This is a genomic window from Bradyrhizobium pachyrhizi (assembly GCF_001189245.1).
GTDB lineage: Bacteria > Pseudomonadota > Alphaproteobacteria > Rhizobiales > Xanthobacteraceae > Bradyrhizobium > Bradyrhizobium pachyrhizi.
Map to the genome: position 1 here is coordinate 344,140 of NZ_LFIQ01000039.1, position 15,542 is coordinate 359,681.

Consider the following 15,542-nt stretch of genomic DNA (forward strand, 5'->3'; position numbering starts at 1 on the left):
GGCTGATCACCAGCGATAGGTCAGCTTCGCGATCGCCTTGCGGCCCTCCGCGTAGAAGCAGCTGGTGTTGCCGTAGCAGGCTGCCACGTAGCGCGTATCGGCGAGGTTGGTGACGTTGAGCGAAAGGCGATAATTGTCCCTGGTATAGGCGACGAGCGCATCGACGACCGTCGACGCCGGTACCTTGAAGGTGTTGGCGTCGTCACCGAACGTCGATCCGACATAGCGGACGCCGCCCCCGAACTGGACGCCGGCGAGCGGGCCGCCCTGAACGGTGTAATCGCCCCACAGCGAGAAGCGATTGAGCGGCACGGTGGTCGGCGCCTTGCCGACATTGACGGGATCCTTGGTGACGACCGCGTCGACATAGGCGTAGCCGCCGCGGATATTGACGCCCTCGACAAGCGTCGCGGTGCCTTCGAGCTCGACGCCGCGCGACCTGACCTCGCCGGTCTGCTCCGCGAAATAGAACGGCGGAGCGTAGGTGACGACGTTGGATCGGGTCAGGTCGAAGGCGGCCAGCGTGATCAGCGCATTGATGCCGACCGGCTGGTACTTGACGCCGACTTCGTACTGCACGCCGCTTTCCGGCTTCAGCAGCTCGCCGGCGGCATTGACGCTCAGCACCGGCAGGAATGATTCCGAATAGCTGAAATAGGGCGCGATGCCGTTGTCGAAATTGTACATCACGGCGGCGCGGCCGGTGAATGCCGAGGCATCGGTCGAGGTCGACGTCCTCGCGAGATTGTTGTCGAGGTCCGTGGTGACGAAATCCTGCCGCCCGCCAAGCAGGAACGACAGCCGGCCGAGCCGGATCTGGTCCTGCAGATAGAGGCCGGCCTGCGACTGCTTGATGCCGGTGTCGTCATACGGTCCGTTGTTGGTCCAGCTGTTGGTATAGACCGGCGCGAAGACGTTGAGCTTGCCGGTGCTGTAGCTCGAGGCCATGTCGCGGAACGACGTGTTGCGGTAATCGACGCCGAACAGCGTCGTGTGGCTCAGCATGCCGGTGACGAACTTGCCCTGCAGCTGGTTGTCGACCGCGAAGGAATCGATCGTCGAGCTGCCGCCGGCGCCGCCGCGCGACAGCAGGCCCGCGGCCTCGTCGGCCGCCGATGCATAGCCGGTGCCGTAGAAGCTCTTCTGCTCGTTGTGCATCCACGAATAGCGCAGGTTCTGGCGGAAGGTCAGCGCGTCGTTGATGTCGTGCGACAGCATGTAGCCGACCGAGGATTGTTCGGTGTCGAACTGGTTGAAGCCGGGCTCGCCGACGAAGCGCGTATTCGGAATGTAGCGGCCGTTATTGGCCCAGACGGTGCCGGACGGCGGCAGGAATTGCAGGCCCCAGCCGGTGCGTTCCTTCTGGTAGTTCGCGAGGAAGGTGATCGTGGTGTCCTCGTTCGGCTTCACGGTGACGGCGGGCGCGATGAAGACGCGATTGTCCTTGGTGTAGTCGACCTGGGTCTCACCATCGCGCGCGACGCCGGTCAGGCGCCACAGCACCGTTCCTTCCTTGTTGGCGCGGCCGCCGATATCGAACTCGCCCTGATAGCGGTTGAAGCTGCCGCCCGACAGCGACACTTCCCCGAACTCGCGTGCAGTCGGCAGCTTGCTGACATAGTTGAGGATGCCGCCGGTGCCACTGCCGCCGAACATCGCCGACGATGGCCCCTTCAGGACCTCGAGACGCTCGGCTCCGTACGGATCGAGCCCGAGGAAGTGCACATAGTTGCTGCTCGGCAGCCGCAGGCCGTCGAGATAGAGTCCCGGCATCGTCATGTCGAAGCCGCGGATCTGCAGGCCGCCGAAGCGGGTGTCCGATCCGCCATTCACGTCGCCGCTGACACCGGCGGTGTAGCGCAATGCCGCGCCCACCGATTCCGCACCCTGGTTCCTGATCTGGTCCGTCGTGACGACCGAGATCGATTGCGGGATTTCGATCAGCGGCGTGTCGGTCTTGGTCGCCGAGCCCGAACGCATGGCAACGAACCCAACCACCGGACCGCCGGCTCGCTCACCGGCGCCGGCACCGGAACGTGCCGCCGCTGGCGGCGTCGCCTGCTGGGATCGAGCCACACGATTGGCGCGGCTCGCGCGTGCGGTCACCGGACGACGAACCGGTTTTGCATTCGCAGTGATCGAGCGCTGCTGAGGCGCGTCCACGCTCACCGGCGGCAGTTCCGATTGCGCGTCGGCGCGTTCGGTCGTGACACCTGCGGCAAGGACGGCAGCGGTACACAGACCGATCGTTCGCAGCGCTGGATGTTGACGGGTGGAATGCGAAGCAAGTCGATCGATCACGCGAAGGCGCCCCTGATGTCAGCCTGGATGGATTTGTGATCCGGCTCTACAGCGCGGGGCTCGCGAGTACAGACCTCGGCAGTTGGAATAGATCGAGACTGCGCGCGCGATCAGTGTGCGATCACTGAAACAGCAAGCAAATCGACGACACGCTGCGACAATAAGCGCGCGATGCCCGTCGTGCTGGAATGATTCTTGAAAATGATTCCTGCAGTTGTCGACGACGCGAGTTGTGTTCGATCGCGCGAGGCGCGCGTCATCGCGAGCGACGCCTGACGCTTCCGCGCCGGCCGGAAGCGAATGCGCCGCGCGGTGAATTGGCACCGGGCGACCAGCCCTCGGCGCCGCGAACGTTCTTGTAATGTTCTTGCACTTGCCGCCCGGTTCCGCTACCTTCGATTGCGGAAGAATAGGGGCAGCATGGTCCAGCGCGTTTCCACCGTCGCATTCGAGGGGATCGAGGCCCGCGCGGTCGACGTGCAGGTTCAGGTCGCGCCGGGCTTGCCGGCATTCGCGATCGTCGGCCTGCCCGACAACGCGGTGTCGGAAGCCCGCGAACGCGTGCGTTCGGCCTTGATCGCCTCCGGCCTCGCGCTTCCTGCCCGCCGCATCACCGTCAACCTCGCGCCCGCCGACCTGCCCAAGGAGGGCAGCCATTACGACCTGCCGATCGCGCTCGGCCTGATGGCGGCGATCGGCGCGATCCCGCCGGATGCGCTGAACGGCTTCACCGTGCTCGGCGAGCTCGGGCTCGACGGCTCGATCGCGCCGGTGGCGGGCGTGCTGCCCGCGGCAATCGGCGCCAATTCGCGCGACGAGGGATTGATCTGCCCGGCCGCCTGCGGCTCGGAAGCCGCCTGGGCCAGTCCGGACATCCAGATCATCGCGGCACACTCGCTGATCCAGATCGCCAACCACTTCAAGGGCACGCAGGTGCTGTCGCGCCCGCAGCCGAAGGTGCATGAGCGCGAGGAAGCGCTGCTCGACCTGCGTGACATCAAGGGCCAGGAGAGCGCGAAACGCGCGCTCGAGATCGCCGCCGCCGGCGGTCATCATCTGTTGATGATCGGCTCGCCCGGCGCCGGAAAATCGATGCTGGCGGCGCGACTGCCCTCGATCCTGCCGCCGCTGTCGCCGTCGGAGCTACTCGAAGTCTCGATGATCGCCTCGGTTGCCGGCGAGATCCGCGACGGCGCCTTGACCGCGCGACGCCCGTTCCGCAGCCCGCATCATTCCGCCAGCATGGCCGCGCTGACCGGCGGCGGCATGCGCGCCAAGCCGGGCGAGATCTCGCTGGCGCATCAGGGCGTGCTGTTCCTCGACGAACTGCCGGAGTTCGATCCGCGCGTGCTGGATTCGCTGCGCCAGCCGCTGGAGAACGGCGAGGTATCGGTGAGCCGGGCCAACCACCGCGTCACCTATCCGGCGCGCTTCATGCTGGTCGCGGCCATGAACCCGTGCCGTTGCGGCCACGCCTATGAGCCCGGTTATTCCTGCAAGCGCGCACCTGTCGACCGCTGCACCGCCGACTACCAGATGCGGATCTCCGGCCCGCTGATGGATCGCATCGACCTGCGGATCGAGGTGCCCGCCGTGACTGCGGCGGATTTGATCCTGCCGCCGCCGGCGGAAGGATCGGCCGAGGTTGCCGCCCGCGTCGCGGCCGCGCGCGACATCCAGCTCGCTCGCTATGCGGCTGCCGGCATGCCGCATGTCCGCACCAATGCGGAAGCGCCGAGCTCGCTGCTCGAGACCATCGCGCAGCCCGACGCGCATGGGCAGAAGCTGCTGCGCGAGGCCGCCGACAACATGCACCTCACCGCGCGCGGCTATCACCGCGTGCTGCGGGTGGCGCGCACGCTTGCCGATCTCGACGGCGCCGAGACGATCGGCCGGCTGCACCTTGCCGAAGCGCTGTCCTATCGTGCATTGGCCGACGATGTGCGCCGCGCCGCGTGATCCGAAGCGCAGCCCCGTCCCGATTCGTGCCGCAATGCCCCGCGTCAACGCGGCGGTAACGAGTTTTGTTTACGCTCCGCAAACCATAAGCACCGCGATCGGCGGCAAGCTTGGGTCGAGCGAGTTGTGTCATGTTGCGTTTGAAGATTTTGACCTCGGTGGTCCCCCTTGCCGTGGCCGCGGTCCTTGCCCGCGTCGAATTCCTGCCGGGCCCCCGGCCCTGCATCGAGGTGGGCGGCGCCACGATGCAGATCGCATCGGTCCCCTGGCTGGCGCAACTTCACGTCAGCTTCACTGACGACCCCGGCCAAGCCACCGTCCGGGTCCAGATCGCCGACAGCGCCGACGCCGCCGACTTCACCGTGATCGACGACATCGACGATGCCGAGGCCGGCGCCTGCGAGAGCAGCGCGGCGGCGCAGCTGATCGGGATTTCCAGCGATGCCTCGGCAACCGGCTCCGTCATCTATCTGACGCATGATGACGGTCCGTCCGACTACCGTGTCTTCGTGCAGTCGAAGACGTTCTCTGTGCGCGATGCCGCGGCCCTGATCGTCAGCGCCCGGGGCGGACACCGCCGCCTTGAAGCCGCATCGCCCGCACCTGACACGCGCGTCCCGAACCGGGTCATGGCGGAATTAACCCCCCGCTAACCTTGTTCTGAGGGCAGCGCGAAATGGCCACCAACTTCAAGCACTTTGCAAGCTGGCCGACGCATCGTCAGCGCCAGATCAAGCTGTCTCAGGGTCACCATTGATGGGGCGTTTCTTCCGGATCAAGTTGCGCCTTCGCCGCTTCCTCCGGCGCCATTCCTGGGTCGCGACGATCGTCCGCTCGTTCACGATCTTCTCCGTCGCGTTCGGCAGCGCCTTCGGGTTCATTTCGGGCGCGCTCTCGCAACAGAGCGGCTACGATCCCAATGCATTCGCGATTGGGGTCAGCTTCCTGTTCGCGCTCGCCTGCCTCTGGATCGTGACGCTCGGCATCCGCCTGCGGCTGATGCGCAAGCGGCTGCGCACCATCGCCATGCACAATGAAGCGATGGCCGACCGCAACTGGGAACTGCAGGAGGCCGAGCAGCGCGCCTCTACCCTGTTCGAGGCGCAGGACGATCTGATCGTGCTGCGCGACCTCGACGGGCTCATCACCTATGCCAACGATGCCTATTGCGAGCTGGCGCAGAGGCCCCGCAGCGAATTGATCGGCAGCACCGCCACGCTGAAGGTGCTCGAGCAAGGCGACACCGCGCTCGAATCCAACGGCACGCGGGTCTACGACCAGAAGATCGAGGGACCGCTCGGGCCACGCTGGATCGCCTGGCGTGAGGGCCTCGTGCGCAACGATGCCGGCGCGCCCGCGGAGATGCAGAGCGTCGGCCGCGACGTCACCGACCGCACCGAGAGCGAGCGCGCGCTCACCGAAGCGCGCGATCAGGCCGACGCCGCCAACCGCGCCAAGTCGCGCTTTCTTGCGATGGCGAGCCACGAGATCCGCACTCCGCTGAACGGCATCATCGGCATGAGCGGATTGCTGATGGATACGCAGCTGACGCCGGAGCAGATGACCTACGTCAAGGCGGTCAAGACGTCGGGCGACGCGCTGCTCGCGCTGATCGAGGAGTTGCTCGATTATTCCAAGATCGAGGCCGGCAAGATCGATCTCGAACACCGCGCGTTCGCGCTGTCCGGCCTGATCGAGGACATCACCGAGCTGCTGGCGCCGCGCGCGCAGACCAAGGGCATCGAGATCGCCGCCTATGTCGACGAACGGCTGCCGATGCAGGTGACCGGCGACGCCGCGCGGCTGCGTCAGGTGCTGCTCAATCTCGCCGGCAACGCCATCAAGTTCACCGCGACCGGTGGCGTGGCGCTGATCGTCGAGCCCGGCATCTGGCCGAACGAGATCAGCTTCCTGGTCCGCGACACCGGCATCGGCATCGCACCGGAAGCGCAGCAGCGTATATTTCGGGAGTTCGAGCAGGCCGATGACCGGATCGCGCGCAGCTATGGCGGCACCGGGCTCGGCCTTTCGATCAGCGACCGCATCGTCAAGCGGATGGGCGGCCGCATCACGCTCGCAAGCACGCCGGGCGCCGGCTCGACCTTCGAGGTGTCGATCCCGCTCGTCGCCGCCGATACCGGCGAGGCCAGCGGCTTCGCCGCGCCCGACTTGACGGGACAGTCGATCATGCTGGTGGCGCCGCACAGCATCGAGGTCTCGCTGATCTCGCGGCGGTTGCAGCGCTGGGGCGCGCGGACCTGCATCGTGTCGGATGCCAACGTCGCCGAGGCGCTGCTGCCGGAGCGGAGCTGGCACGCGGCCCTGATCGACCACACGCTCGGCACCCCGGCGATGGAGGCATTTGCCGACGCCGCCCGGCTCCATGCAACCCATCGCATCGTGATGTTCACGCCGGCGACGCGGCAGGACCTTTCGGCTTCCGAGTCAGCCATGTTCACCGGCTACCTGGTGAAGCCATTGCGCGCGTCGTCGCTCGCCGCGCGCCTGACCGCATCGCCGGAAATCGCGGCGCCGAGCCTCGCGATCGAGGCGGCCGCCGGGTCCGCACCCACTGCGCCCGCATCCGCGTTGCCGGACAAGGGGCTCTCGATCCTGGTCGCCGAGGACAATGAGATCAACGCGCTGTTGATGCGCTCGCTGCTCACCCGGCTCGGCCATAACGTGGTCATCACCACCAACGGCGAGCAGGCAATGGAATCCTGGCTGTCGGCGACCTCAGCCGGCACGCCCTATGATCTCGTGCTGATGGACATCCAGATGCCGCGCCTCAACGGCATCGAGACCACCAAGCAGATCCGCGCCCATGAAGCCGCGCAATCCGTCCGCCGGACTCCGATCCTGGCACTGACGGCAAATACCCTGGTGGAGGACCGCTATGCCTGCTTCGAAGCCGGCATGGACGGGTTTCTGATCAAGCCGCTCGACCGCGAAAAGCTGGAAGAAGCGCTCGCGGGTCTGGCCGCCGCGCGGCACATTGCGGCGTAGCAGCCACTAACCCCGCGTCGTCCCGGCGAAGGCCGGGACCCATAACCAAGAATGCCAATTGGTGAGCGACCGTCTCGCCGCGTGCCTTTTGCAGGGGCCGCAGAGTATGGGTCCCGGCCTACGCCGGGACGACGCCGTTGATGTGGTCAGCTTTGGCGGATCAAACCTTACAGCCGGCGCAGCGCGACCGACTGCACCACGTGGTCGGCGCCCTTCTTCAGGATCAGCGTCGCGCGCGGGCGGGTCGGCAGGATGTTGTCCTCGAGATTGGCGAGGTTGGTACGCTCCCAGATCGCGATCGCGGTCGCCGTGGCTTCCTCGTCCGACAGCGGCGCATAGCGGTGGAAGTAGGATCTTGGATCGGTGAACGCGGTGTCGCGCAGCGCCAGGAAACGCTTGATGTACCACTCCCGCAGCACGGCCTCGTCGGCGTCGATATAGACCGAGAAATCGAAGAAGTCGGAAACGAACGGCACCGCCTTGCCGTCGCGCGGCAGCCGCCCGGTCTGCAGCACATTGACGCCCTCGACGATCAGGATGTCCGGCTGGTCGATCTCGACCCATTTGTTCGGCACGATGTCGTAGGTCAGATGCGAATAGACCGGCGCGCGCACGCGGCGCCGCCCCGCCTTGATGTCGCTGAGGAACGACAGCAGCGTCGGCAGGTCGTAGCTTTCCGGGAAGCCCTTCTTCTGCATGATGCCCTGCCGCTCGAGCACAGCATTCGGAAACAGGAAACCGTCGGTCGTGATCAGATCGACCTTTGGCCGCGGCGACCAGCGCGCCAGCAGCGCCTGCAGCACGCGGGCCGTGGTCGACTTGCCGACCGCGACGGACCCGGCGACGCCTACGATGTAGGGCATCTTGCGGTCGCGGATGTTGAGGAACTGGCGCTGCGAGTAATATAGCCGCTGCGTCGCATCGACATAGATCGAGAGCAGCCGCGACAGCGGCAGATAGATGTCCTCGACCTCCTGCAAATCGAGGCGATCGTGCATCGAACGCAGACGATCGAACTCGCCGGGCTCGAGCGTCATCGGCGTATCGTCACGCAGATGCGACCATTGCTGGCGCGTGAAGATGCGGTAGGGGTTGTACTGTTGATCTGGTGCCCGGATGTCCATGAGGCCGCCCCTCTCGATGCGCTCGATCATTTGCGCTAGTCGCGCTTGCGCGACGCCTTCTCTTCCAGTCCCGACATCGAGGTGCGCTTCTCCAGCGCGGCCTCGACATCCTCCAGCCTCACGCCGCGGGATTTCAACAGAACCAGCAGGTGAAACACGAGATCGGCACTTTCCGCGATGAGGTGATCGCGGTCATTCTCGACCGCGGCGATCACGGTCTCGACCGCTTCCTCGCCCAATTTCTTGGCGCAATGCTCCGCGCCCTTGTCGAGCAGCTTGCGGGTGTAGGACGCCTCACCGCCCGTTGCAGCGCGGGCATCGATGGTGGCGGCCAGATCGTGGACCGTGAAACGCGACATCAACTCAACTCAAGCATGCACAGCGGCACCGCACGGGTGCCATCCCTTAGGTGGGGACTTAGCATTTTTGTGACAAGGAGTCCTCAACCACTCCGTTTGAGCGTGGTCTTTTCGGAAAACCGGTTTCCACTTTTCCGGACCACGCTCACGCTAGGGATCGAGCCGCATCGGCAGGCCGGCGCGCACCATGTGATCCTTGGCCTGGCGGATGGTGAATTCCCCGAAGTGGAAGATCGACGCGGCCAGCACACCGGTGGCGTGACCCTCGCGGACGCCGTCGACCAGGTGGTCGAGATTGCCGACACCACCGGACGCGATGACCGGTACGGGGACACTGTCCGCGATCGCCCGGGTCAGCGGCAGGTCAAAGCCCTGCCTGGTGCCGTCCCGGTCCATCGAGGTCAGCAGGATTTCGCCGGCGCCGAGCGCGACAACCTCCTGGGCGTATTCGATGGCGTCGATCCCGGTGGCATTCCGTCCACCATGGGTGAAGATCTCCCAGCGGTCCGAGCCGCCGGCGCGCTTGACCCGCTTGGCGTCGATCGCGACCACGATGCATTGCTCGCCGTATTTCTCGGCCGCTTCCTTGACGAATTCGCGCCGGCTGACGGCTGCCGAATTGATCGAGACCTTGTCGGCGCCGGAGCGCAGCAGGGTCTTGATGTCGTCAACGGTGCGGACGCCGCCCCCCACGGTCAGCGGCATGAAGCAGGCCTCCGCGGTCCGCCGCACCACATCCAGCATGATGCCGCGATTTTCGTGGGTGGCGGTGATGTCGAGGAAGGTGAGCTCGTCGGCACCGGCGGCGTCATAGGCGATCGCGGCCTCGACCGGGTCGCCGGCGTCGCGCAGATCGACGAAGTTGACGCCCTTGACCACGCGGCCGTCCTTGACGTCGAGGCAGGGGATCACGCGAACCTTGAACATGATCTCCTCCTACGCGCCGCGGATCAGCTGAAGGGCAGCGGCCGGATCGAGCCGTCCGTCATAGAGCGCGCGGCCGACGATCGCACCGGCGAGCTTTTTGGCGCGCGGCTCCAGCAGCGCCTTGACGTCGTCGATCGAGGCAAAGCCGCCGGAGGCGATCACCGGAATCGAGATGCGATCGGCAAGCGCAATGGTCGCATCGAGGTTGAGGCCCTTGAGCAGGCCGTCGCGGGCGATGTCGGTGAAGATGATCGCGGCGACGCCGGCATCCTCGAAGCGCTGTGCGATCTCGAGCGCGGTCACATGCGAGGTCTCGGCCCAGCCTTCGACCGCGACCTTGCCGTCGCGCGCATCGAGGCCCACGGCGACGCGGCCGGGGAATGCCTTCGCCGCGCCCTTCACCAGCTCGGGATCGCGCACTGCGGCGGTACCGATGATGACGCGCGTGATGCCCTTGTCGAGCCAGGCCTCGATGGTCTTGAGGTCGCGGATGCCGCCGCCGAGCTGCACCGGCATGGTGACGGCCTTCAGCATCGCCTCCACCGCATGCGCATTCATCGGCTTGCCGGCGAAGGCGCCGTCGAGATCGACGACGTGGAGATATTCGAAGCCCTGCGCGGCAAAGCTCGCCGCCTGTGCCGCCGGATCGAGATTGAACACGGTGGCGCGCGCCATGTCGCCCTGCTCCAGGCGCACGCACTGGCCGTTCTTCAGATCAATCGCTGGAAAGAGAATCACGGCTTCCACTTCAAGAAATTGGCGATCAAAGCGAGGCCGAAGCGCTGGCTCTTCTCGGGGTGAAACTGGGTGCCGATCGCGGTGTCCTTGCCGACGATCGCGGTCACCGGCCCGCCATAGTCGGCGCGCGCGAGCACGTCCGCCTCATTGGCGGCGTTGAGGTGATAGGAGTGCACGAAATAGGCGTGACGTCCCTTCGGCCCGAGCGGCAGCCGCTCCAGCACCGGATGCTCGCGCACCATGTCGAGCGTGTTCCAGCCCATATGCGGGACCTTCAGACTCACGTCGCGCGGCTCGATCTTCTCGACATCGCCGCCGATCCAGTTGAAGCCCTCGGTGATCACGTGCTCCTTGCCGCGCGTCGCCATCAGCTGCATGCCGACGCAGATGCCGAAGAACGGCCGCGCCTTGACCCGCACCGCCTCGGTGAGCGCTTCCAGCATGCCGTCGACCGCGTCGACGCCGCGGCGGCAATCGGCGAACGCGCCGACACCGGGCAGCACGATGCAATCGGCGCGATACACTGCGTCGGGATCGCGCGTCACCTTGATGGCTTGCGGATCCTCCATGCTGCGTGCGGCGCGCTCAAAGGCCTTGGCCGCCGAATGCAGATTGCCGGAGCCGTAATCGATGATTGCAACGGTCATCGCGATCCTCCTGGCTCTGGAAACAATCCGATGATGCCGCCCTGCGGCATCGGCGCGGGTTTTGAGAACGACTGACCCGGAACGTCGCGGGTCGGTGGCGGTCCACCGCGGTCGACGGACCGCTGGTCGTTGACGGCGCCGCGATGCCGCGCGGTCCAGCGCGCGAAGAAACGGCGCTCTGCGGCCTCCACATCGTCACCCACGACGATGTCGATCTGGCGCCATCTGCGCCGCGACAGCGTCCAGCGTTGCAGGGTCGCAGCCTCGAGGCCGAGCAACACCATCAGCACCAGGTCGACGAAGAAGATCGCGCTACGGCCGACGCCAAGCTTGGCCAGCGCGTAATCGATCACGAAAGTAAGAACGAACCAGCCGATCAGCGCCAGCCAGAGCCGATGCCAGGCCAGCCAGATCACGCCCGCAACCGCGGCCCAGAAATGGAAGCCGTCGCGCACGAAGACGAACTTGTCGGCCGCCGCGAGATCGGCGCCGTTGGCCACGGGGGCATGCACTGTATAGACCGGCATCGAACGCTCCGCCGAGGATGGACTCTTATTTAAAGCATGATCTTTCGGAAAACCGGCATCCACTCTTCCGGATCATGCTCCAGAGATCAGCCGCCGAGCTGACCCTTGGTCGAGGGCACTTCGCCCTGGGCACGCGGATCGATCGCAATTGCCGTCCGCAGCGCCCTCGCCAGACCCTTGAAACAGGATTCGGCGATATGATGGCTGTTCTCGCCATATAGGGTCTCGACGTGCAGAGTCACGCTGGCGTTCATCGCGAAGGCGTTGAACCACTCGCGCACCAGCTCGGTGTCGAACTCACCGATCTTGTCGCGCGGAAATTCGGCCTTGAATACCAGCACCGGGCGGCCGGAAATGTCGATCACGACGCGCGACAGCGTCTCGTCCATCGGCATGTGGATCGAGGCGTAGCGGGTGATGCCGGCCATGTTGCCGAGCGCCTGCTTCACGGCCTGCCCGAGCGCGATCCCGACGTCTTCGGTGGTGTGGTGGTAATCGACATGGAGATCGCCATCCGCCTTCACCGTGATGTCGATGCGCGAATGCCGGGCCAGGAGGTCGAGCATATGGTCGAAGAAGCCAATCCCGGTCGAAACCGTGGATACGCCTGCTCCGTCGAGGTTGACCGTCACCTCGATGTCGGTCTCCTTGGTCTTGCGCTTGATGGTTGCGGTGCGCATGAAAATTGAGCTTTCCCGTGCCGAAAACGCCGGTCTTTTAACAGGCTGATGTCACCTTCGCTACTGCGGGATGACCTCGAAACGCCCCAACTTCCGGCCATGGTGACCGGAATTCGTTGTCGATCTGGTTCTGCCGCGTTTTCTTCACGCGAGCCGGCGCCACCTCGCCTGAAAACGCTCCGATTTCGTCCCGATTGTAACCCCCTGCCCGACCGCCTAAATCTGCCCGGAAGAGAGGTAACCTATGCAAGCATCCCCAAATGAGCTGCCGGTCTGGCATGGCACCACGATCTGCACGGTCCGCAAGGGCGGCAAGGTGGTGATCGGCGGCGACGGGCAGGTCTCGATCGGCCAGACCGTGATCAAGGCCAATGCCAGGAAGGTCCGCCGGATCGGCAAGGGCGACGTGATCGGCGGCTTTGCCGGCGCCACCGCCGACGCCTTCACCCTGTTCGAGCGGCTGGAAAGCAAGCTGGAGCAATATCCGGGGCAGCTGACCCGGGCGGCCGTCGAGCTCGCCAAGGACTGGCGGACCGACCGCTACCTGCGCCGGCTGGAGGCCATGATGATCGTGGCCGACAAGGACGTTTCCCTGGTGCTGACCGGAACCGGCGACGTTTTGGAGCCCGAATCCGGAGTCATGGCGATCGGTTCCGGCGGCAATTACGCCCTTGCCGCGGCCCGCGCGCTGGTCGACACCGACAAGGACGCCGAGACCATTGTCCGCCGCGCGCTGGATATCGCCGCCGATATCTGCGTCTACACCAACCGGAATGTGACGATCGAGACGATCGGCGGCTGAGCATGGCCGGCCCCTATCATTTCCGCCCGATGACGCCGGCCGACCTGCCGCTGGTCAAGCGGTGGCTGGCGTTGCCGCATGTCCGCCAATGGTGGGGCGATCCGGCCGAGCAATATGAACTGGTCAGCAGCGACCTCGATGAGCCGGCCATGGACCAGTTCATCGTCGCGGCCGATGGCGGCGACCTCGGCTATATCCAGTGCTACGACCTGACGGCGTGGAATTCCGGCTTCGGGGCCCAGCCGGAGGGCACGCGCGGGATCGACCTCTTCATCGGCGAGCCCAGCATGATGGCAGGTGGCCACGGCTCGGCGCTGATCCGCGCCTTTGTCGACGACCGGCTGGCGCAGGGCGCGCCACGCATCGTCACCGATCCCGATCCGGCCAATGCGCGCGCGATCCGCGCCTATGAGAAGGCGGGTTTTCGGAAGATGGGTATGGTCGATACGCCGGACGGGCCGGCGCTGCTGATGGCGCGCGACGCATGACGATCGCGCACAAGCCCGTCGGCGTTTCAGCGTGGCATTGGCTGGCGATCGCGGCAGCGCTGCTCGTGCTGCAGGCGGCGCTGCTTTATGCGATGGGTCGTCTGCCGATCTGTGCCTGCGGCTATGTCAAGCTATGGCACGGCTCGGTTATGAGCTCGGAGAATTCGCAGCACATCGCCGATTGGTACACGCTGTCGCATGTGCTGCATGGCCTGCTGTTCTACAGTCTGACCTTCCTCCTGCTGCCGCGCCTCGCCTGGCCCGGGCGGCTGATTGTCGCGATGCTGATCGAAGGCAGCTGGGAGCTCGTCGAAAACTCCAACTGGATCATCGAGCGCTACCGCGCCGGCACGATCTCGCTCGATTATTACGGCGACACCATCGTCAATTCGGTGTCGGACACGCTCGCGATGGTTGTCGGCTTCCTGCTGGCGCGCAAGCTGCCGATCGCCGCGACCGTCGCGCTCGGCGTTTTGTTCGAAACCGTGCTGCTGCTTCACATTCGCGACAATCTGACACTGAACATCATCATGCTGATCCACCCGTTCGAGACAATCCGGCAGTGGCAGGCCGGGCCGCCGATTCTTTAGAGGACGATGCCTTGGAGGACTGCCGCTTGCCGAGACCGCGATTCCAACCTAGCTAGAGCCAATGACTCACTTCTCTCCCCGTGAAATCGTTTCTGAACTCGACCGCTTCATCGTCGGCCAGACCGACGCCAAGCGCGCCGTCTCGATCGCGCTGCGCAACCGCTGGCGGCGGCTGCAGCTCGCCGGTTCCCTGCGCGAGGAGGTTCTGCCCAAGAACATCCTGATGATCGGGCCGACCGGCGTCGGCAAGACCGAGATCGCGCGGCGGCTGGCCAAGCTCGCCGGCGCGCCGTTCCTCAAGGTCGAGGCCACCAAGTTCACCGAGGTCGGCTATGTCGGCCGCGACGTCGAGCAGATCGTCCGCGACCTCGTCGAGGTCGCAATCGCACAGACCCGCGAGCGCAAGCGCAAGGATGTCCAGGCCCGCGCCCAGCTCGCCGCCGAGGAACGCGTGCTGGACGCGCTGGTCGGCCCGGGATCGAGCCCGGCGACGCGCGAGTCGTTCCGCAAGAAGCTGCGCGCCGGCGAGCTCAACGACAAGGAAATCGAGATCGAGACGCAGTCGGGCGGCAGCGGCATGCCGATGTTTGAAATCCCCGGCATGCCCGGCGCCCAGATGGGCGCGATCTCGCTCGGCGACATCTTCGGCAAGATGGGCGGACGCAGCAAGACCCGCCGCCTGACGGTGGAGGGCTCGCACGAAATCCTCGTCAACGAGGAATCCGACAAGCTGCTCGACACCGATCAGCTGGTGCAGGAGGCGATCAACGCGGTCGAGAACAACGGCATCGTGTTCCTCGACGAGATCGACAAGATCTGCGTCCGCGAGAACCGCGCCGGCGGCGACGTCTCCCGCGAGGGCGTGCAGCGTGACCTGCTGCCGCTGATCGAGGGCACCACGGTCTCGACCAAGCACGGCGCCGTCAAGACCGACCACATCCTGTTCATCGCCTCGGGCGCGTTCCATATCGCCAAGCCGTCGGACCTTTTGCCGGAGCTGCAGGGCCGCCTGCCGATCCGCGTCGAGCTGCAGGCGCTGACCCGCGACGACATGCGCCGGATCCTGACCGAGCCGGAGGCGTCGCTGATCAAGCAATATGTCGCGCTGATGAAGACTGAAGGCGTCACGCTCGACATCACCGACAACGCCATCGACGCGCTGGCCGATGTCGCCGTGGCGGTGAATTCCACGGTCGAGAACATCGGCGCAAGGCGGCTGCAGACCGTGATGGAGCGGGTGCTGGACGAGATCTCCTTCACCGCGCCCGATCGCCACGGCGAGACCATCCAGGTCGACGCCGACTACGTCACCAAGCATGTCGGCGACCTCGCCAAGAACGCCGACCTGAGCCGGTTTATTTTGTAGGCGGCCACCATAGTCGTCCCGGCGAAAG

At 65.6% G+C, this 15,542-nt stretch carries 15 protein-coding genes; 7 read left to right on the forward strand and 8 right to left on the reverse strand.

All coding sequences use genetic code 11. The annotated features are described in order from the left end of the window. Nucleotides 1-6 precede the first annotated feature (6 nt). The gene (locus AKL29_RS06390) at nucleotides 7-1,980 is read right to left on the reverse strand and encodes a TonB-dependent siderophore receptor (RefSeq protein WP_430648854.1); all 1,974 of its coding nucleotides are present in this window, start codon (nucleotides 1,978-1,980) and stop codon (nucleotides 7-9) included. Nucleotides 1,981-2,721: 741 nt separating this feature from the next. Here AKL29_RS06390 and AKL29_RS06395 point away from each other — a divergent pair. The 3 genes from AKL29_RS06395 (at nucleotide 2,722) to AKL29_RS06405 (ending at nucleotide 7,266) form a co-directional block, all read left to right on the forward strand. After that, entirely contained in the window at nucleotides 2,722-4,260 is a 1,539-nt protein-coding gene (locus tag AKL29_RS06395; RefSeq protein WP_050383501.1) for a YifB family Mg chelatase-like AAA ATPase, read from the forward strand. A 131-nt stretch (nucleotides 4,261-4,391) separates the two neighbouring features. Next, nucleotides 4,392-4,913 (forward strand): hypothetical protein, encoded by a 522-nt coding sequence (locus tag AKL29_RS06400; protein WP_050383502.1) that lies wholly within the window; start codon nucleotides 4,392-4,394, stop codon nucleotides 4,911-4,913. Nucleotides 4,914-5,016: 103 nt separating this feature from the next. After that, nucleotides 5,017-7,266, forward strand: a complete 2,250-nt coding sequence (locus AKL29_RS06405) for a PAS domain-containing hybrid sensor histidine kinase/response regulator (protein WP_050383503.1) — start codon at nucleotides 5,017-5,019, stop codon at nucleotides 7,264-7,266. Between the two features lie 167 nt (nucleotides 7,267-7,433). Here AKL29_RS06405 and coaA read toward each other — a convergent pair whose 3' ends face one another. The 7 genes from coaA to hisB form a co-directional block, all read right to left on the reverse strand. Next, complete coding sequence (coaA, locus tag AKL29_RS06410; RefSeq protein ID WP_026192056.1) at nucleotides 7,434-8,390, reverse strand: type I pantothenate kinase; 957 nt, start codon at nucleotides 8,388-8,390, stop codon at nucleotides 7,434-7,436. A 35-nt stretch (nucleotides 8,391-8,425) separates the two neighbouring features. Then, complete coding sequence (locus AKL29_RS06415) at nucleotides 8,426-8,749, reverse strand: phosphoribosyl-ATP diphosphatase (RefSeq protein ID WP_028335793.1); 324 nt, start codon at nucleotides 8,747-8,749, stop codon at nucleotides 8,426-8,428. Between the two features lie 150 nt (nucleotides 8,750-8,899). Further along, on the reverse strand, nucleotides 8,900-9,676 hold the full coding sequence (hisF, locus tag AKL29_RS06420) for an imidazole glycerol phosphate synthase subunit HisF (protein WP_028335794.1): 777 nt from the start codon (nucleotides 9,674-9,676) through the stop codon (nucleotides 8,900-8,902). Between the two features lie 9 nt (nucleotides 9,677-9,685). Then, the gene (gene hisA / locus AKL29_RS06425; RefSeq protein WP_050383617.1) at nucleotides 9,686-10,414 is read right to left on the reverse strand and encodes a 1-(5-phosphoribosyl)-5-[(5-phosphoribosylamino)methylideneamino]imidazole-4-carboxamide isomerase; all 729 of its coding nucleotides are present in this window, start codon (nucleotides 10,412-10,414) and stop codon (nucleotides 9,686-9,688) included. Further along, complete coding sequence (gene hisH, locus AKL29_RS06430) at nucleotides 10,411-11,061, reverse strand: imidazole glycerol phosphate synthase subunit HisH (RefSeq protein ID WP_050383504.1); 651 nt, start codon at nucleotides 11,059-11,061, stop codon at nucleotides 10,411-10,413. Before hisH ends, hisA begins: the two co-directional genes overlap by 4 nt. Beyond that, nucleotides 11,058-11,588 carry a DUF2628 domain-containing protein gene (locus AKL29_RS06435; RefSeq protein WP_050383505.1) on the reverse strand — a complete coding sequence of 177 codons (531 nt, stop codon included), beginning with the start codon at nucleotides 11,586-11,588 and terminating at the stop codon, nucleotides 11,058-11,060. Before AKL29_RS06435 ends, hisH begins: the two co-directional genes overlap by 4 nt. 86 nt (nucleotides 11,589-11,674) lie before the next feature. After that, entirely contained in the window at nucleotides 11,675-12,268 is a 594-nt protein-coding gene (gene hisB / locus AKL29_RS06440) for an imidazoleglycerol-phosphate dehydratase HisB (RefSeq protein ID WP_050383506.1), read from the reverse strand. Nucleotides 12,269-12,512: 244 nt separating this feature from the next. Here hisB and hslV point away from each other — a divergent pair, with 244 nt between their 5' ends. The 4 genes from hslV to hslU all read left to right on the forward strand — a co-directional run bounded on the left by hslV (nucleotide 12,513) and on the right by hslU (nucleotide 15,514). Further along, a complete protein-coding gene (gene hslV / locus AKL29_RS06445; RefSeq protein ID WP_028335798.1) occupies nucleotides 12,513-13,070 on the forward strand; it encodes an ATP-dependent protease subunit HslV in 558 nt (185 codons plus the stop codon). Between the two features lie 2 nt (nucleotides 13,071-13,072). Beyond that, the gene (locus tag AKL29_RS06450) at nucleotides 13,073-13,558 is read left to right on the forward strand and encodes a GNAT family N-acetyltransferase (protein ID WP_028335799.1); all 486 of its coding nucleotides are present in this window, start codon (nucleotides 13,073-13,075) and stop codon (nucleotides 13,556-13,558) included. Continuing rightward, a complete protein-coding gene (locus AKL29_RS06455) occupies nucleotides 13,555-14,148 on the forward strand; it encodes a DUF2585 domain-containing protein (RefSeq protein ID WP_050383507.1) in 594 nt (197 codons plus the stop codon). Before AKL29_RS06450 ends, AKL29_RS06455 begins: the two co-directional genes overlap by 4 nt. 61 nt (nucleotides 14,149-14,209) lie before the next feature. After that, nucleotides 14,210-15,514 (forward strand): ATP-dependent protease ATPase subunit HslU, encoded by a 1,305-nt coding sequence (gene hslU, locus AKL29_RS06460; RefSeq protein WP_016841472.1) that lies wholly within the window; start codon nucleotides 14,210-14,212, stop codon nucleotides 15,512-15,514. The last annotated feature ends 28 nt before the right edge of the window (nucleotides 15,515-15,542 follow it).